The organism is Burkholderia oklahomensis C6786, assembly GCF_000959365.1.
Lineage (GTDB): Bacteria > Pseudomonadota > Gammaproteobacteria > Burkholderiales > Burkholderiaceae > Burkholderia > Burkholderia oklahomensis.
Genome location: NZ_CP009556.1, coordinates 2,345,987 through 2,363,431 on the forward strand (window position 1 = coordinate 2,345,987; position 17,445 = coordinate 2,363,431).

The following is a 17,445-nucleotide window of genomic DNA, read 5'->3' on the forward strand; positions in this document are numbered from 1 at the left end:
CATGAAAAAACAGCAAACGCAGACGCCTGTCGCCGAAGCACAACCGGCATCGGACTTCGCGCGCCTGCTCACGCACGAGTTCAAGCCGAAGACCGAGCAGGCCCGCGAAGCCGTCGAATACGCGGTCCGCACGCTCGCCGAACAGGCGCTGCAGCAGTCCGCCAAGATCAGCGACGATGCCTACAAGAGCATCGCCGCCATCATCGCGCAGATCGATCACAAGCTCTCCGAGCAGATCAATCTGATCCTCCATCACGAGGATTTTCAGAAGATCGAATCGGCGTGGCGCGGATTGCACCACATGGTGTCGAACACCGAAACCGACGAGCGCCTGAAGATCCGCTTCATGGACATCTCGAAGGAAGAGCTGCGCCGCGCGATGCGGCGCTACAAGGGCCTGGCGTGGGACCAGAGCCCGCTCTTCAAGCAGATCTACGAAGAGGAATACGGCCAGCTCGGCGGCGAACCGTACGGCTGCCTCATGGCCGACTACTACTTCGACCATACGCCGCCGGACGTCGACCTGCTCGGCTCGATCGCGAAGGTGGCCGCGGCCGCGCACACGCCGTTCATTTCCGGCGCGTCGCCGTCGGTGCTGCAGATGGAATCGTGGCAGGAGCTCGCGAACCCGCGCGATCTCACGAAAATCTTCACGCAGAACCTCGAATACGCGTCCTGGAACTCGCTGCGCAACACGGACGACGCGCGCTATATCGGCCTCGCGATGCCGCGCTTCCTGTCGCGCCTGCCATACGGCGTGCAGACCAACCCGGTCGACGAGTTCGACTTCGAGGAAGACACGAACGGCGCCGATCACCGCCGCTATGCGTGGACGAACGCCGCCTATGCGATGGGCGTGAACATCAACCGGTCGTTCAGGCAGTACGGCTGGTGCTCGCTGATCCGCGGCGTCGAGTCCGGCGGCACGGTCGAGAACCTGCCGTGCCACACCTTCCCGACCGACGACGGCGGCGTCGACATGAAATGCCCGACCGAGATCGCGATTTCCGACCGGCGCGAGGCCGAGCTCTCGAAGAACGGCTTCATCCCGCTCGTTCACCGCAAGAACACCGGCCACGCGACCTTCATCGGCGCGCAGTCGCTGCACAAGCCGGCCGAATACGACGATTCCGACGCAACCGCCAACGCAAACCTGTCGGCGCGCCTGCCCTATCTCTTCGCCTGCTCGCGCTTCGCGCACTATCTGAAGTGCATCGTGCGCGACAAGGTCGGCGCGTTCAAGGAGCGCGAGGACATGCAGCGCTGGCTGAACGAATGGATCATGAACTACGTCGACGCGGATCCGGCCAACTCGTCGCAGGACACGAAGGCCCGCCGACCGCTCGCGGCCGCCGAAGTGCTCGTCGAGGAAGCCGAAGGCAACCCCGGCTACTACAAGGCGAAATTCTTCCTGCGGCCGCACTTCCAGCTCGAAGGCCTGACCGTGTCGCTGCGGCTGGTCGCGAAGCTGCCGTCGATCAAGGAAGCCGCCTGAACCATCGCAGGCCGGCGTCCCCGACTGGCCGGAATCGCGAATTTACCGCACGCGGCGCCTCGCGAGACCGGCTGTTTTTATCATCACCACGAGAGAGCAACGACATGGCTCAGGATATTTTTTTGAAGATCGACGGCATCAACGGCGAATCGCTCGACGACAGTCACAAGGACGAAATCGAAGTCCTGAACTGGGACTGGGAAATCCAGCAGGCATCCACGATGCATACCGGCAGCGGCGGCGGCGCCGGCAAGGCGAGCGTCAAGGACCTCACGTTCGAACACGCGATCGACCGCGCCAGCCCGAATCTGATGAAGTACGCGCTGACCGGCAAGCACGTCGACCAGGCCGTGCTCGTCATGCGCAAGGCGGGCGGCAATCCGCTCGAGTACCTGAAGCTCACGATGAGCGACGTGATCGTCACGCGGGTGAAGCCGTCCGGCAGCAGGGCCGATGCGGAGCGCAGCCGCGAAACGGTGTCGCTGTCGTTCGCGAAGGTCAAGCAGGAGTATGTCGTGCAGAACGCGCAGGGCGGCAGCGGCGGCGCCGTCACGACCAGCTTCGACATCAAGGGCAACAAGGAAGCTTGAGCGGCGGGCTCGCGAGCCCGGCGAACGTCGACGACGCCCGCCGGGCCGCGCCCGCCTTTGATCGAATCCCTCTGCACCGCGTACCCGAATGCGCCCGCCCACTCCCGTTACCGTCGTTGCGTCCGCGCTGATGCTCGCCGCCTGTGCGAGCGGCAGCCCCAAGCCGAAGGAGCCGATCCGTCTCGACCTGATCGTGAACGCCGCGCCGACCGTCAATCCGGACGATCGGAACCGGGCGGCGCCGATCGTCGTCAGCATCTACGAACTGAAGACCGACGGCGCATTCAACGCCGCCGACTTCTTCACGCTGCAGGACACGGAGAAGACCGTGCTGGCCGACGATCTCGTGACGCGCGACCGGTTCCTGCTTCGCCCGGGCGAGCGCCGGACGGTCCGGCGCAACGCCGATCCGGCGACGACCGCACTCGGCATCGTCGCGGCCTACCGCGATCTGCCGAACTCGGTCTGGCGCGCGGTCTACCGGCTGCCGCCCGCGCCGGATGCGGCCTGGTACCGCTTCTCGCCGCCGAAGCTGAAACTGACCATCGATCTCGACACCCACGCGATCCAGGTCACCGAAACCGGAAAATGACATGAACGGCGGAACGAAACCATGAGCTGGCATAACAAGGTCGTCTGGAGCGAGGGACTGTTCATGCGCCCGCAGCTGTTCCAGCAGCAGGAGCGCTACCTCGAACACTATGCGCACAAGCGCGCGGCGCCGCTCTCGCCGTTCTTCTTCGGTTTCAGTCACTACAGCCTCGATACCGAGGCGCCCGCGCTCGGCAAGATAGTCGTCAAATCGGCAAGCGGCGTATTCGCCGACGGCACGCCGTTCGACGCGCCGGGCAGCACGCCCCCACCCGCGCCGCTCACGATCCGGCCCGAGCACCTGGACCAGTTGATCTATCTCGCGGTGCCGATCCGCGTGCCGAACGGAGAGGAAACCGCGTTCGACGATGCCGCCGAGTCGCTCGCCCGCTACGTCGTGTTCGATACCGATCTGCGCGACACGAACTCGATCGGACAAGGGCCGAAGACCGTCCAGCTATCGAACCTGCGTCTGCGGCTGGTTCCGGAGAAGGAGCTGACGGACGCGTGGATCGGCCTTGCGCTGACGCGCGTGAAGACGATCCGCGCCGACGCCAGCATCGAGCTCGACGACACGCTGATACCGCCCGTGGTCGGCTACGGCGCGAGCGATACGCTCGCGAGCTGGCTCGCGAAGATCCATGACCTCACGCACCTGCGCGCGAACGCACTCGCCGAACGCCTGACGGGCGCGGACGGCAAGGCCGGCTCGACGGCCGAAGTGTCCGACTACCTGCTGCTGCAAACGCTCAACCGCTACGAGCCGCTTCTGCGGCATCTGCAGCGGGTGCCGACCACCTCGCCTGCCGAGCTGTATGCGCTGCTCGTCTGCATGGCGGGCGAGCTGTCGACCTATGTGCGGACCGACACGCGCCGGCCGCTCGACACGCATCCGCCGTATCAGCACGTCGCGCCGCACCTGTGCCTGAAGCCCGTCGTCGACGATGCGCATCGGCTGCTCAACGCCGTGCTCGTGCGCAGCGCGCAGAGCATCGCGCTCACCGATCAGGGACACGGAATGCTCAACGCCGTGGTCGATCCGGCCGACATGCAGGGCTTCACCGCGGTCGTGCTCGCGGTGCACGCGCAGATGCCGCCCGACATTCTGCAGCAGCAGTTCGCCGCGCAGGCGAAGGCGGGGCCGTCCGAGCGTCTCCCGGACCTGGTGCGCAGCCATCTGTCCGGCATCGCGCTGCAGGCGCTGCCCGTGCCGCCGCGGCAGATTCCGTTCAACGCGGGCTACGTTTATTACGAACTCGCGCGAACCGGCGCGCTGTGGGAAGAAGTCTCGCGTCACGGCGGGCTCGCGTTGCACATCGCGGGCGAATTTCCGTCGTTGAAGCTGGAGCTGTGGGGCATTCGGGGATAGCGGCATGGACGGGGCGCGGCCGGACTGCGTGCGCCGGCCGCCCAGATGAATGAAACGAACCGGGGAATATCAGTGACCTCAGAAGCCGTGCATCGTCCGGATAAGGCCGGTCCGGAACCGATCGAATTCGCCGCGATGCCGTTTGCGCCGCGCGGCGGCGCCACGAGCCCTCCGGCCGCGGAGTCGCCCGCTGCCCGCCTCGCCGCGATCAAGGCCGCTCCGAACCCGCTGCTGGAAGCGGCCCGGCCGCTGCTGCGGGCGTTGGCCGACATGCCCGACCGGCTCGATCGCGAAGGCATCCAGCAGTTGCGCCTGCTGCTCGAACAGGAGGTGCGCCTATTCCAGCGGCTCTGCGATCAGGCGAACATCCGCCGCGATCACATGCTCGGCGCGCGCTACTGCCTTTGCACGGCGCTCGACGAAGCGGCCATGCAAACCTCGTGGGCCAGGTCGGGCGAAAGCAACCTCGGCACCTGGATCAGCGAAGGGCTCGCCACTTCGTTTCACGAGGACCGGCAGGGCGGCGACAAGGTGTATCTGCTGATCGGACGACTCATGAGCTCGCCGCAGGAACACCTCGATCTGCTCGAAGTCGTGTACCGGATCCTGAGCCTCGGCTTCGAAGGCCGCTACCGGTACGAAGCCGACGGCCAGCGCAAGCACGAGACCGTCCGCCAGCGGATCCACAACGAGATTGCGTCTCAACGCGGCCCGGTGTCCGTCGCCCTTTCGCCGCATTGGCAGTCCGACGCCAGGGGCGGGCGCGTCTCGTTCTACGACTTCCCCGTCTGGATCACGGCGGTCGTGCTGTCGCTGATCCTGCTCGGCCTGTTCGGCTATTTCAAATACGTGCTTTTGACCCGCGGCGCCGACGTGCAACAGCAGATCGCCGACATCGCCCGCATGACGCCGCCCCCCGCTGCGCCCGCGCTGCGTCTCAAGGCATTGCTCGGCAACGAGATTGCCGCGGGCACGGTCAGCGTCGACGAAGACAGCCGCCACGGCTCGGTAACCTTCCGCAGCGACGCGATGTTCTCGCCGGGCGCGGCAGCCGTGAATTCGACGATGGGACCGCTGATCGCGAAGATCGCAGGCGAGATCGTCAAGGTGCCGGGCAAGGTGACGGTGACGGGCTACACCGACAACGTGCCGATCAACAGCCGACAGTTCGCATCGAACGAGGCGCTGTCCGAGGAGCGCGCGACGCAGGTCATGCAGATGCTCCAGAGCGCCGGCGTGCCGGCCAGCCGACTCGAGTCGGTCGGCAAGGGCGACGCGGACCCGATCGGCGACAACGGAACCGTGCAAGGCCGCGCGCTGAACCGCCGCGTCGACATCACGGTGGCGTACTAACTCCCCGCCAGACCATTCGGAACCCCGACATGAACAAGTTCCTGTCCTTTCTGGTGTCGCGCCAGTTCCTCTCGTTCGTCGCGCTGCTGCTCGTCGCGCTGCTGATCTGGTTCGTCGGTCCGTTCGTCGCGTTCGGCGGCCTCGCGCCGCTCGCGGGCGCCGGCATGCGAATCCTCGTGATCGCGCTGCTGCTGGCCGGCGTGCTGCTGTGGCTCGCGGGCTGGTCGACCAGCGTCGTGTTCGTGGCGCTGCTGTGCGTGCTGATCTGGCATGCGTCGCCGCTTCTTGCGTTCGGACACGCGACGCCCTTTGTACCGGAGTCTGCGCGGGTGATCGCGATCGCGGCCGTACTCACGATATATCTGATCCACCTGGCGTTCCTGCTCTTGCAGAAGATGCGCACGGACGCGGACTTTCTCAAGAACCTGATCGAGTTCGGCAGCAAGAAGCAGGCGTCGCCCGCAGCCGGCCAACTGGCCAAGGTCAATGCCGTGATCGCCGGCGCGCTCGCGCGGCTGAAGGCGATGCGCACCGGCGCCCGCGGACTCGGGCGCCTCTTCCAGGGCAAGCGCTACCTGTACGAACTGCCGTGGTACATCACGCTCGGTTCAGGAGCATCGGGCAAGACCAGCGCGCTGCTCAACGCCGGGCTGTCGTTCCCGCTGGCCGCGCAGATGCAGCGGGCGACGGCCAGGCTGGCGAACCAGGGCGGGTCCGTGGACTGGTGGCTGACCAATGACGCGGTACTGATCGACACGGCGGGCCATTACACGCGCCACGGCACCTCGCGGCACGCGTTGCCGCAACCGCCCGCCCCGGCTTCGTCCGGGCATCCGGAGGGCGCCGAATCCGAGGACAAGCCCCACGCCCGCCATTCGGACGGACAGGCGACCGGCGAAGCCGCGGCCTCGGCAAGCACGGCAAGCGCCGGCTTCCCGCACGGCGAGGAAGGCACGTGGCGGCAGATCGTCGACCAGGCGGAGTGGCTCGGTTTTCTGCGCATGCTGCGCAAGCACCGCCCTCGCGCGCCGATCAACGGCGCGCTGCTCACCGTCGACGTGGCCGAGCTGACGAGCGTCGACGAGAACGCGCGCCATGCCGAAGCCGCCGCATTGCGCGCACGGCTCGCCGATCTGCGCACGGAGCTGGGCATCCGCTTTCCCGTCTATCTGCTGATCACGAAGATGGACCGGTTGCCGGGCTTCGGCGAGTACTTCAGCTCGCTGACCACGGAAGGCCGTGCCCAGACCTGGGGCTTCACGCTCCCGTACGGCAAGGAGACCATTGCGAACGAGGGCGTCCACGCCCGCTGCGCCGAGGAGCTGGGCGAGCTGGCCGCGAGGCTCGCCGCCGGCGTCAATGCGCGCCTGCTGGAGGAACACGAAACGCAAAGGCGCCGCCGGCTCGCCGCCTTTGCCGAAGAGTTCCTCGTACTGACGCGCACGCTCGGCGAACTGATCAACCGCGTGTTCCTCGATTCCCGCTATGACGACACGCAGCGCCACTCGACGCTGCGCGGCGTGTATTTCACGAGCGCCGCCCAAACCGGCAACGAGATCGCGGCGGAACCGCGCACCGTGATGCAGCGTCTCGCGGCCGCCATCGGACGCACGCCGGCCACATCCGCGCTCGCGCCGCGGCACGAAGGCGGCCAGAGCTTCTTCCTCCACGATCTGTTGACGAAGATCGTGTTCCCGGACGCGCATCTGGTGCACCCCAATCTGCGCTGGGAATACCGCTCCCGCACGCTATGTCTCATCGGCCACGCGCTCGCGCTGCTGCTGTTCGGGTGGCTCGCAATCGGCCTGCGCGTCAGCATGGCCAACAACGGCGATTATCTCGACGCGATCGGACACAAGACGGCGGCGCTCGCATCCCGGGTCGGCCAGCTTTACAAGGCGCCCAAGCCCGAGGCCGTGCCTGACGCGCTGAACGAAGCGCGCTACCTGCCCGCGTACCCGGGTCTCGACCTGTCGGCCCCGGCGAGCGCCTGGCGCTTCGGCCTGTACGCACCGCCCGGCATCGTCGCCGAAAGCCATCGCACCTACGATGCGCTGGAGGACAACCTGCTGCTGCCGCAGATCGTCAAGCGCATCGAAGCGGTCCTCGCCCAGGCGATCGCCAGCAGGGACCCGAAGACCGCGTACGATGCGCTGCGCGTCTACTTGATGCTGTACGACAAGGCGAAGTTCGACGCCGCCCAGGTCGAGGCGTGGGTGCTCGACGACTGGGCCAAGACCGACAGCGCGGCGGTCTTCGGCGGTCGCGCGTCGATGATCGCCCACGTCGAGCAGCTCTTCTCCGGCGAGCGCGCCGTGCAGTCCCCGCTGATCCGTAACGACTTGCTGATCCAGCAGGCGCGTGCGTTCCTCGACGGCAGCAACGCGACGCAGCGGCTCTACGAACGCGCGAAGGCGGCGATGCAGAAGGAAGCGCCGGACGAGTTCACGCTGCTGCGGGCCGTCGGCCCGCAGGCCGGGACGGTCTTCGCACGCGCGAGCGACGCGCCGCTTTCGCGCGGCGTGCCGGGCCTCTTCACGTTCGACGGCTATCGGCGCGTGTTCGACAAGCGTCTGCCCGAGTTCGTGCAGGTCGCGCGCGACGACGACGCGTGGGTAATGGGCCGCGCCTATCTGGGCGACGCTCAAAAAAAAACGGCTGCATTCGGGCGTGCGGCGGCGGATACGGACGATCCCCTGACCGAAGCCATCCGCCGGCAATACCTGATCGAATACGCGCAGCAATGGGACGCCTTTCTCGGCGACATCCGCACGGTGAGCGGCACGAGTCTCGCATTCGACCTGCTGGTCCTGCGCAGCTTCGCCGCGCCGGATTCGCCGCTCGCACGTCTCGCACGCGCGGCGGCCCATGAAACGACGCTCACGCAGCCCATCGCCTCGGCGGACCGTTCCGTCCTGCAAAAGGCAACCGACTCGCTGAGCCAGAAAGCGGACAAGGCGCTCGGCATTCGCGCCGAGGAGCGCGTCGAGCGCGAGCTCGTCGACAGTCGTTTCGCGGGCTTGCGCGAAATGGTGACGGGCAGCGCGGAAGCGCGGACGGAAGCACAACCCGCCGCCGCGCAGGCGGGCAAGACCGGCCTCGACGGCGTGTCGAATCTGCTGAACGACTATTACACCGCGCTGACCGTCGCGGACGACGCCCTTTCCAACAACAGCATGCCGCCCGCGAGCGACGCCGCGGCGAAACTGAAGATGGCCGCGAACACGATGCCCGCGCCCTTTCGCGCGGTGCTGCTCGAGCTTTCGGCACAGGGCTCGCGAGAGGTGAACCGCGGGATCGGCCAACTGCTGTCGCGGCAGATGGAGGCGATGGTCGGCGACACCTGCCGGCTCACGATCGAGGGCAACTATCCGTTTGCAGCCGACAGCAAGCGCGACGTCCGCATCGACGACTTCACGCGGGTGTTCGCGCGGGGCGGCGTCATCGACGACTTTTTCACGAAGACGCTCGCCCCGTTCGTCGATACGTCGACGAGGCCGTGGCGCTACAAGACGCTGCCCGGCGCGACCGAACCGGTGCAGGGCCCCGATCTCGAACCGTTCCAGCATGCGAAGGCGATCCGCGAGATCTTTTTCGGCGATCCGGGCGAGAAACAGCTCGCCTGGAAGGCCGACATCCGGACGCCCGAGCTGGACCCTACGATCACGAGCCTGATGATCGACGTCGACGGACAAACGACGCTCTATCAGCACGGTCCCGTTGCCCCGTTTACGGTGAGCTGGCCGGGACCGCGCGGCGGCGTCCATGTGGAGATCACGGCGAGCCCGCGCATCCGGCCCGACACGTCGACGGTCTCGACGGACGGGCCATGGGCGCTGCTGCGCCTGTTGCAGAAAGGGCATCTGATCGAAACGGCGACGCCCGGGCGCTCGCGCGTCGCACTTGACTTCGACGGCCGCAAGGCCGTGCTCGACATCGCGAGTACCGGCAGCGTCGCCAACCCGCTGACCAGCAACGTGCTGAAGACTTTCCAGTGTCCCGGCTCGATGCCGGCGTTCAATCTGGCGGACACCGGACCGCCCCCGGGATTGCCGCCGGCGAGCCCGCGCACGCGGCCCGCCACGGAGACCGTGCATCGTCGATATCGATCGGCGGAGCCGGTTCGGCGGCAAGCCGTTCACCAAGCCGGCGTGCGGGAAAACATGTGATCACGGCGGATTCGATCGCTCGATGCGAGACGTGCGGAAGGCGCCGAAGCGGACGAGCTGGCAGCCGCACCTTGCCGTGCGGGATGCGGGCGGCTCGCCCCGCATGAATTTCGTTCGAGCGATCGATGACGGAGGCCTGCCTGCGCATGTCGGGCAGGCGTGGCTGGAAAGCGGCTGCGCCTACGGATATCGCCAGATTCATGGCGGCATGCGGGAACAGCGAGCGCGTTGCCGGATCGATCGCATCGCACGCCTGATGTGTGTCGATGGCTTGGCATGCGCAACGCGGCCATGGGCGCCGCCCCGGGTCATGTGATGGCAAACCGGCAGCGATTGCGGTCAATCTACCCGCATCGTCGTTTCGAGATCGACAGCCCCACCATGCCCGGGTGACGGACATCCCCCCTATCCGAATCCATGACGGCCGGCTTTATCCGTCAACAGGACCTTGACGTGTTCCGACGCCAAGCAGTGGCCGGGTCGACGCAGCCCCGTGTCGATCGGGCGCCGGCGATCGACGCACGGCTCATCGCGGCACGGCGCCGCCGCCCGACCGGCGAGGCGCTCGTGCGCTACGGCCGGGTAGCCAGTTTTCAAGCTGCGACGAACGGGATTTCCTGAAGGAGCCTGGGCTCACGCCGAGTACGAGTCGCGGCGGGAACCGCGGCGACGACGCGGTGGGCCGAGCGCTTCGTCCAACGGCTCAAACGATGCGGCCCGCAAATTCCTCGTCGCGCCCGCGACGGATTTTCACCGCTCCGCCGTTTAACGCAAAACCGGCTGTTCCCGGCCGGCCCGTACAACTTCGGAGCACACAATTGAAACTCGCCACCCCACTGCGGCTCGCCGCCGCCCTCCTGGCCACCTGCGCGGCGTCCGCCGCGTTCGCGCAGGCCGTGATCGTCGCCCCGTACGCGCCGCCCGCGCCGCGCGTCGAGGTCGTGCCCGCACCGCGCGCCGGCTTCGCCTGGGACCAGGGCCACTGGCAATGGCGTCACGGCCGCTACGCCTGGATTCCTGGCCACTGGCAGCCCGTGCGCGTCGGCTACCGCTGGGTGCCCGGCCACTGGGTCGCGCACGGCCCGAACTGGCACTGGGCGCCGGGCCACTGGGCCTGACGCGCTCCCGCCGCCGATGCGCTCGCAGCCGGCGGCGCCCGCCCCGAACTCACGGACCGACCGATGAACCTTCGAACCCTCGTGATCCTCGCGCTCGCGGCCGCCACGCTCGCCGGGTGCGTCGTCGTGCCCGCGCGGCCCGTCTATTACCGGCCGGCGCCCGTCGTCGTATATTGATTTGATTGCGCCGGCCGCAGGAGACGCGCGCCACACTCGGCGCACGTTCCGGCGGCCGACGCGTTCCCCGCATGATCGATACGCCCCCCCGGCAACGCACCGATGACGCGACCGCCCACGACCCGATGCACGACCCGACGCACGACGCGCGCCGCCCCGCCGCGCCCTGCGCTGACGCGCCGTCCCGCGTCGCGCCCGTCGCCGGACAGCACGGAGAGCACGACGATGAGCAACATCCGGCCGGCTGCCCGGCCCGTCCGACCGATGCGGCACCCGATTCGTTCAACGCTCCGGGACACCGCGCGTTGAACGATCGCGACCCCGACGCGGAACTCGTGGCCCGGGTCGGCGCGCGCGACCCGGCGGCCGTGCGCACGCTCGTCGCGCGCAAGCTGCCGCGGCTGCTCGCGCTCGCGACGCGGATGCTCGGCGACCGGATGGAAGCCGAGGACGTCGCGCAGGACGCGTTCGTGCGGATCTGGAAGCACGCGCCGCGCTGGCGCGAAGGCGAAGCGCGTTTCGACACGTGGCTGCACCGCGTCGTGCTGAACCTCTGCTACGACCGGCTGCGCGGCCGCCGCGAGGAACCCGTCGACGAACTGCCCGATGCGATCGATCCGCACCCGGCGCCCGACGCCCGCCTCGAACACCGCGCGTGCGGCGAACTCGTGCGGCAGGCGCTCGCCGCGCTGCCCGCGCGGCAGCGCGAAGCGCTCGTGCTCAATTACTATCAAGAGCTGTCGAACGTCGAGGCGGCCAACCTGATGGGCATCACCGTCGACGCACTGGAGAGCCTGCTCGCGCGCGCCCGGCGCAACCTGCGCGCGCAGTTGGCCGACGACCACCCTAGTGAGGACAAGCGATGACACCTGAACGATTTCGCCGCATCGTCGCCGCATACGGCGCGGATGCGCGGCGCTGGCCGGACGGCGAGCGCGCGGCCGCCGACGCGTGGGCGCGCGCGCATCGCGACGAGGCGGCCGCGGCGCTCGCCGGCGCCGCCGTCCTCGACGCCTGGCTCGCGGGCGACGCGGTCGCGCCGCCCGCTCCCGCGCTCGTCGAGCAAATCGTCGCGACGGCCCCCGTGCGGCGGCTGTTCTGGCGACGCGGGCGATTCTGGTGGTCCGGCGCCGCGTTCGCGGGCGTCGGCCTCGCGGGCGCGGTCGCGGGCGCGATTGCCGTGTCGATGCTGATGCTGGGCAGCCCGCCGCCGCACGACGCAACCTCCATGACGACGAGCTTCGGCGGATCGGGCGCCGACTGGAGCGGCCAATGAAAGAACGCTCGTGGCGGCTCGCCTTCGTCGGCTCGGCCGTCCTCAACGTGTTCCTGCTCGGCGCGATCGGCGGCGGCGCGTATCAATGGTTCGCGACGCATCGCGACCTGAACGCGGCCGGCGCGCCGGGGCAGCGCACCGCGCTGCGCTTCGCCGCGAACGAGCTGTCGTGGGCGCGACAGCGCGAGTTCATCGACGCGCTGAAGGCCGCGCGCCGCGAAGGCCACGACTACGCGGTCAACGGGCGCGACGGCCGGTTCGAGGTGCTCGATCTGCTCGCCGCGCCGCAGCTCGACCGCCCGGCGATCGACGCGGCGCTCGCCCGCACGCGCGCCGCCGACAACGCGCTGCGTGCGCGGGTTGAAAGCAACGTCGTCGATTTCGCGGCGACGCTCACGCCCGAAGAGCGCCTGAAATTCGTCGACGGCCTGAAGCGCAGCGGCAACTGGCGGCTGCCGCCGCAGCAGCGGCCGAACACGCCGGCCGCGCCGGGGAGCCGGTGACGCGCCCGTGCAGCAGGCGGCAGGCGCGGCACACACGACGATTCGAACATTTTTGCCGAACGGGCGACGGATTCCTCGGCGACCTGCGTTTAACGAAGGTATGCATCGCCAGAGGACTCCGGCATGAACCCACCTCAACGCGCCACCCCGGCCGCCGTCGCGCTGAACCGCTTCGGTCTCGGCGCGCGCGCCGACGACGCGCCGCCCGACGATCCGAGAGCATCGCTGCTCGCGCAATTCTCCCGTTACGAAACGCTGCCGGCCGCCTGGGCGAACGAACCGCGCTCGGACGCGCTCGCGGCCCGCTTCGCCGACGCGCGCAACAAAACGACGGGCGACGACCCGGCCGCGAAGCGCGCGACCGCGCAGGCGATCCGGCGCGACGGCTACGACGCATACCGCAGCGCGGTCGCCGCGCGGCTCGCTAGCGCGCTGAACACACCCGCGCCGTTCGTCGAGCGGCTCGTGCATTTCTGGGCGAACCACTTCGCGGTGTCGATCGACAAGGGCCCCGTTTCCGCATATGCCGGCGCGTTCGAAATGGAGGCGATCCGCCCGCACGTGCTCGGCCGCTTCGAGGACATGCTGGTCGCCGTCGAGCGGCATCCGGCGATGCAACTGTTTCTCGACCAGGTGCGCTCGGCCGGCCCCGACAGCCGGGCCGCGCGGCGCGCCGAAGCGCGCCATCCCGCGAACCGGCGCGGACTCAACGAGAACCTCGCCCGCGAGATCATGGAGCTGCACACGCTCGGCGTGCGCACCGGCTACACGCAAAACGACGTCACCGAGTTCGCGCGCGCGCTGACCGGCTGGAGCATCGCCGGCGGCCGCGGCCCGCAGCCGGGCGACGCGGCACCCGGCACGTTCGTGTTCCGGCCGGCGCTGCACGAGCCCGGCGTGCGCACCGTGCTGGGCCGCACGTACGACCAGCCCGGCGAAGCGCAGGCGCGCGCGATCCTGCGCGATCTCGCGACCGCGCGCGCGACGAGCCGGCATATCGCATTCCAGCTCGCCCGCCATTTCGTCGCGGACAATCCGCCGCCCGCGCTCACCGAGCGGATCGCCCGCGCGTTCGAGACGAGCGGCGGCGATCTGCCGAGCGTCTATCGCGCGCTCGTCGATGCGCCGGAAGCGTGGTCGCCCGCCAACGCAAAATTCAAGACGCCGTGGGAATGGACCGTGTCGTCGCTGCGCGGGCTCGGCTGGCGCGACCTCGGCGACCTGAAGGCCGCCCCGCTCCTCGTGCAGCTCGGCCAGCCCGTCTGGCGTCCGGGCTCGCCCGCCGGCTACGACGACATCGCGGCCAGCTGGGCCGCGCCCGATGCGCTCGTGCGGCGCGTCGAGATCGCACAGCGCCTCGCCGCGCGCACGGGCGACCGGCTCGACCCGCGCACGCTCGGCGACACGCTGCTCGCCGGCTCGATGAGCGCATCGACCGCGACCGCCGTGTCGCGCGCCGAAAGCGCGACGACCGCGCTCGCGCTGCTGCTCGTGTCGCCCGACTTCCAACGGAGATGAACATGGCCCTGTCTCGCCGCCGATTCCTGCGCGTCGCCGCTGCCGGCGCGGGCGCGATCCTCGTCGCGCCGCAACTCGTGTTCGCGAACGTCGAGACCGACCGGCGCTTCGTATTCGTGATCCAGCGCGGCGCGGCCGACGGCCTGAACATCGTCGTCCCGTACGCGGAGCCCGCGTATGCGGGCCTGCGCGGCGCGCTCGCGATCGACGCATCGGCCGCGACGCGGCTCGACGGCACGTTCGCGCTGCATTCGTCGCTCGCGCAGACCGCGCAGATGTACCGAGACGGTCAGGCGCGGTTCATCCATGCGATCGCGTCGCCGTACCGCGACCGCTCGCACTTCGACGGCCAGAACGTGCTCGAGACGGGCGGCCGCGCGCCGTATCAGGTCAAGGACGGCTGGCTCAACCGGCTCGCGGCGATGCTGCCGAAGACGCGCGACAACGCGATCGCACTCGCGCCGACGGTGCCGCCCGCGCTGCGCGGGACGGCGCGGGTGACGTCGTATGCGCCGTCCGGGCTGCCCGCCGCGCCGGACGACCTGCTCGCGCGCGTGTCGTCGCTCTACGAAGCGGACCCGCAGCTCGGCCCGTTGTGGCAGGCCGCGATGACCGCGCGCGGCCTCGCCGGCGACGCCGGTGCGCGGCAGGACCCGGCGGGCGTCGGCCGGCTCGCCGCGACGTTTCTCGCGCGCGACGACGGCCCGCGGATCGCGATGATCGAGACGGCCGGCTGGGACACGCACAGCGCGCAGAACGCGCGGCTTGCGAACCAGCTCAAGGCGCTCGACACGATGCTCGCCGCGCTGCGCGACGGCCTCGGGCCGCTGTGGCGCCAGACGACCGTGCTCGTCGCGACCGAGTTCGGCCGCACCGCCGCGGCGAACGGCACGGGGGGCACCGATCACGGCCAGGCGTCGGTCGCGATGCTCATCGGCGGCGCGGTCGCGGGCGGGCGCGTCGTCGCGGACTGGCCGGGGCTTCGGCCGGGCGATCTGTACGAAGGACGCGACCTGAAGCCGACCGCGTCGCTCGACGCGCTGATTGCGGGCGCCGCGGCCGAGAGTCTGCGGCTCGACCCGAGCCGCACCGTGTCCGCACTGTTCCCGCTGACGGACGCGACGCGGCCGATGACCGATCTCATTCGCACCGAGGCGTGACGCGACACGCGACCGTGCGCCGCCATCGATATCGACATCCCGACAAGCCAATCACCCGATAGCCCGATAACACAAGGAGAACTGAAGATGCACACCCAATCCACGCCATTCGCCGCGCGACTCGCCGCCGTCGCGTACGCGGCGCTGCTTTCCGCGTGCGTCGTCGAACCCGTGAGGCCGCCGCAGCCCGCGCCCGTCGTGGAGGTCGTGCCGCCTGCGCCCGCGCCCGGCTACCGCTGGGTGAGAGGACACTACCGGTGGGAAGGCAATCACTGGGGATGGGTGCCGGGGCATTGGGCGCCGGTGTACTGATTCCCCAGGGCCGCCGCTTGCGAGCCGGCGTCGCGTGTTCCGTCCGCCGTATCGCAGTACTCGTCTCGAACGATGTCGGCACGAAGCGCGCCGCGAGTTGGGCGGCCGCAAGGATCAAGTCATGCTGCCGGACGTGCCGCCGGCTGCACGGGATCTCGCGAACATGCCGCCGCCCGGTGGTGCAGAGGACACCTGTCCGCGACCAACCGCCACCGGTCCATTCGGATTGTTCGCCCAATATCCAGCCGCGCTGTTCGTCGATGAAGCGCTTCATCACGGAATTCACCTTGCCTCAAAGCACAAAGACGGACTCGCGTGCCGAATAGCGCGCTGATTTTCCTCGAATCCGTGTCGAACGCCAAAGAAGCGAGGCCCGAGGCGCTTTGCCATCGCACCGGCCTATTCTGTCGTTGGCTCGCGCACGAGCTGAGTCGGGAGCCCTTGACAAAGGTTCAATTTTCGAGCCCTTCACTAGGCTATGCTCGATAGCACCCACGCTTCGAGTGACGTCGATTCAGCGGGTCTCGCCAGGAAAAGGAAACGGATTTTTCCGCACATGACTGAAGACGACGCGCAATGGAACGGTATCGCCATGCTGGCGTGGACGACGGGATGCAGTTGCGTGCGCATGGACGCTGCGCCGCCCGGAGCACACGGTACGTGGCGACGCGGCGGCTGCGATCGAATCCGAGGCGCGCGCTTCGCGCCTTCGAGATCGAGTCGATGAATCGGGAGGCCTTCTGTCCATATGGCTCGACAATTTCCAGGATCAACGTGATCGAAGCGTCAACGCGGCGCCCCCTATGTCTACTGCATTCTCGCCCTTCCCGAACTCAGGAGGCACGAGGACAAGCAATGGGGCGGCCTTCTCCACGCCGCCGGAACCGACGCGAACGGCCTTTCGCCAACACGTCCATTACGACCGTCCCACGCAATGAATAACAACTTCGACTCCGCGCAATCTCAATCCGACGAACCCCGTTTCGAACAAGAACCTTCGCGCAATGGAAAGGCGGATCCTTCGCTGCTCGATGACATTCCGATCTCGCTGATGTTCGTCGTCGGCCGGCTTCGCACCACGCTCGGAGAATTACGTTCGATGACGCCCGGCGACGTCCTGGAACTCGGAAGAAATCCCCATGGTCAGGTGTCGATCGAAGCGCATGGCGTCACGATCGGATACGGGGAGTTCGTCGAGATCGGCAGCCGTGTGGCTGTGGAACTGATTCGGATGGATTTCTCGCCATGAACCGGGCCGCCATCGGCCCAATCTGCCTTCCGGTGCTGCTAGCGGCACCGAGAAACGGCCTCGTGAAGACTACCATGCTCGCTTGCAAGGCGTTCCAGCAAATGAGGCGACAGCCGGATTTGAGGACGGCCTCGTGCATGTCGGCGCGACGTTCGAAACGAATACAGAGACGTCGGAAATAGTGCGACCAGACCTGCGTACGCTCGACAACCCGGCAAGCCTCTCCGAGGCCGCTGCCGCGCCGCTCGTCGCGCTGGGCGACGCGGGTGGGGGCCACGCTCGTGCGCAGGATGCGTCGTTACGTGTCGTCGTCATAGCCACAGTCCGCATGAACGTGCTTGGGACGACTCGGCAGCCGGCCGCGCGCTCCCCCCGATCGGCACGAACGCATCGACCACAGGAGTCGGCTGCGCGACGTCATTCCGGTTGGCGTCCGTCAGGATCGCCGCGACCGGCGCGCCTCCGGAATCGGTGGCGACGTGGTGCTTGGAGCCGGGGCACGCAACCGGTGGGCTCGGGCCGGTTCTTCGCTCGCGCCAAGCGCACGAATCGACGAGGAGTCGAT

16 protein-coding genes and 1 pseudogene are annotated in these 17,445 nt (G+C 68.5%); 16 read left to right on the forward strand and 1 reads right to left on the reverse strand.

The genetic code is table 11. The annotated features are described in order from the left end of the window. Position 1: 1 nt before the first annotated feature. The 16 genes from tssC (at position 2) to BG90_RS28145 (ending at position 16,880) form a co-directional block, all read left to right on the forward strand. Complete coding sequence (gene tssC / locus BG90_RS28080) at positions 2–1,495, forward strand: type VI secretion system contractile sheath large subunit (protein ID WP_010112389.1); 1,494 nt, start codon at positions 2–4, stop codon at positions 1,493–1,495. Between the two features lie 104 nt (positions 1,496–1,599). After that, positions 1,600–2,085, forward strand: coding sequence for an Hcp family type VI secretion system effector (locus BG90_RS28085; protein ID WP_010112388.1), 486 nt, complete (start codon positions 1,600–1,602; stop codon positions 2,083–2,085). 88 nt (positions 2,086–2,173) lie between these two features. Continuing rightward, positions 2,174–2,677, forward strand: coding sequence for a type VI secretion system lipoprotein TssJ (gene tssJ, locus BG90_RS28090; protein WP_010121446.1), 504 nt, complete (start codon positions 2,174–2,176; stop codon positions 2,675–2,677). A 21-nt stretch (positions 2,678–2,698) separates the two neighbouring features. Further along, entirely contained in the window at positions 2,699–4,045 is a 1,347-nt protein-coding gene (tssK, locus tag BG90_RS28095; protein WP_010112386.1) for a type VI secretion system baseplate subunit TssK, read from the forward strand. An 87-nt stretch (positions 4,046–4,132) separates the two neighbouring features. Beyond that, complete coding sequence (gene tssL, locus BG90_RS28100; protein ID WP_010121449.1) at positions 4,133–5,398, forward strand: type VI secretion system protein TssL, long form; 1,266 nt, start codon at positions 4,133–4,135, stop codon at positions 5,396–5,398. Between the two features lie 29 nt (positions 5,399–5,427). Beyond that, entirely contained in the window at positions 5,428–9,567 is a 4,140-nt protein-coding gene (tssM, locus tag BG90_RS28105; RefSeq protein ID WP_010121450.1) for a type VI secretion system membrane subunit TssM, read from the forward strand. A 103-nt stretch (positions 9,568–9,670) separates the two neighbouring features. Beyond that, positions 9,671–9,883: an IS3 family transposase gene (locus tag BG90_RS38130; protein ID WP_414629728.1), complete on the forward strand. Its 213-nt coding sequence runs from the start codon at positions 9,671–9,673 to the stop codon at positions 9,881–9,883. Positions 9,884–10,385: 502 nt separating this feature from the next. After that, a complete protein-coding gene (locus tag BG90_RS28110) occupies positions 10,386–10,685 on the forward strand; it encodes a YXWGXW repeat-containing protein (protein ID WP_010121453.1) in 300 nt (99 codons plus the stop codon). Positions 10,686–10,933: 248 nt separating this feature from the next. Beyond that, the gene (locus tag BG90_RS28115) at positions 10,934–11,728 is read left to right on the forward strand and encodes an RNA polymerase sigma factor (RefSeq protein WP_374189770.1); all 795 of its coding nucleotides are present in this window, start codon (positions 10,934–10,936) and stop codon (positions 11,726–11,728) included. After that, on the forward strand, positions 11,725–12,138 hold the full coding sequence (locus BG90_RS28120; protein ID WP_045568486.1) for a hypothetical protein: 414 nt from the start codon (positions 11,725–11,727) through the stop codon (positions 12,136–12,138). The genes BG90_RS28115 and BG90_RS28120 overlap by 4 nt, the downstream gene beginning before the upstream one ends. Next, complete coding sequence (locus BG90_RS28125; RefSeq protein ID WP_010122334.1) at positions 12,135–12,641, forward strand: periplasmic heavy metal sensor; 507 nt, start codon at positions 12,135–12,137, stop codon at positions 12,639–12,641. The genes BG90_RS28120 and BG90_RS28125 overlap by 4 nt, the downstream gene beginning before the upstream one ends. 123 nt (positions 12,642–12,764) lie before the next feature. Then, positions 12,765–14,159, forward strand: a complete 1,395-nt coding sequence (locus BG90_RS28130) for a DUF1800 domain-containing protein (protein WP_010122332.1) — start codon at positions 12,765–12,767, stop codon at positions 14,157–14,159. Between the two features lie 2 nt (positions 14,160–14,161). Continuing rightward, on the forward strand, positions 14,162–15,319 hold the full coding sequence (locus BG90_RS28135; RefSeq protein WP_038802178.1) for a DUF1501 domain-containing protein: 1,158 nt from the start codon (positions 14,162–14,164) through the stop codon (positions 15,317–15,319). 87 nt (positions 15,320–15,406) lie between these two features. Continuing rightward, positions 15,407–15,631 carry a YXWGXW repeat-containing protein gene (locus BG90_RS28140; protein WP_010111058.1) on the forward strand — a complete coding sequence of 75 codons (225 nt, stop codon included), beginning with the start codon at positions 15,407–15,409 and terminating at the stop codon, positions 15,629–15,631. A gap of 121 nt (positions 15,632–15,752) precedes the next feature. After that, positions 15,753–15,965 carry a hypothetical protein gene (locus BG90_RS35855; protein WP_124072332.1) on the forward strand — a complete coding sequence of 71 codons (213 nt, stop codon included), beginning with the start codon at positions 15,753–15,755 and terminating at the stop codon, positions 15,963–15,965. A 600-nt stretch (positions 15,966–16,565) separates the two neighbouring features. Continuing rightward, entirely contained in the window at positions 16,566–16,880 is a 315-nt protein-coding gene (locus tag BG90_RS28145; RefSeq protein WP_010122328.1) for a FliM/FliN family flagellar motor switch protein, read from the forward strand. 91 nt (positions 16,881–16,971) lie between these two features. Here the strand turns inward: BG90_RS28145 and BG90_RS38180 are convergent. Continuing rightward, positions 16,972–17,124, reverse strand: a pseudogene (locus BG90_RS38180) (IS5/IS1182 family transposase); the annotation flags it as partial. Between the last annotated feature and the right edge of the window lie 321 nt (positions 17,125–17,445).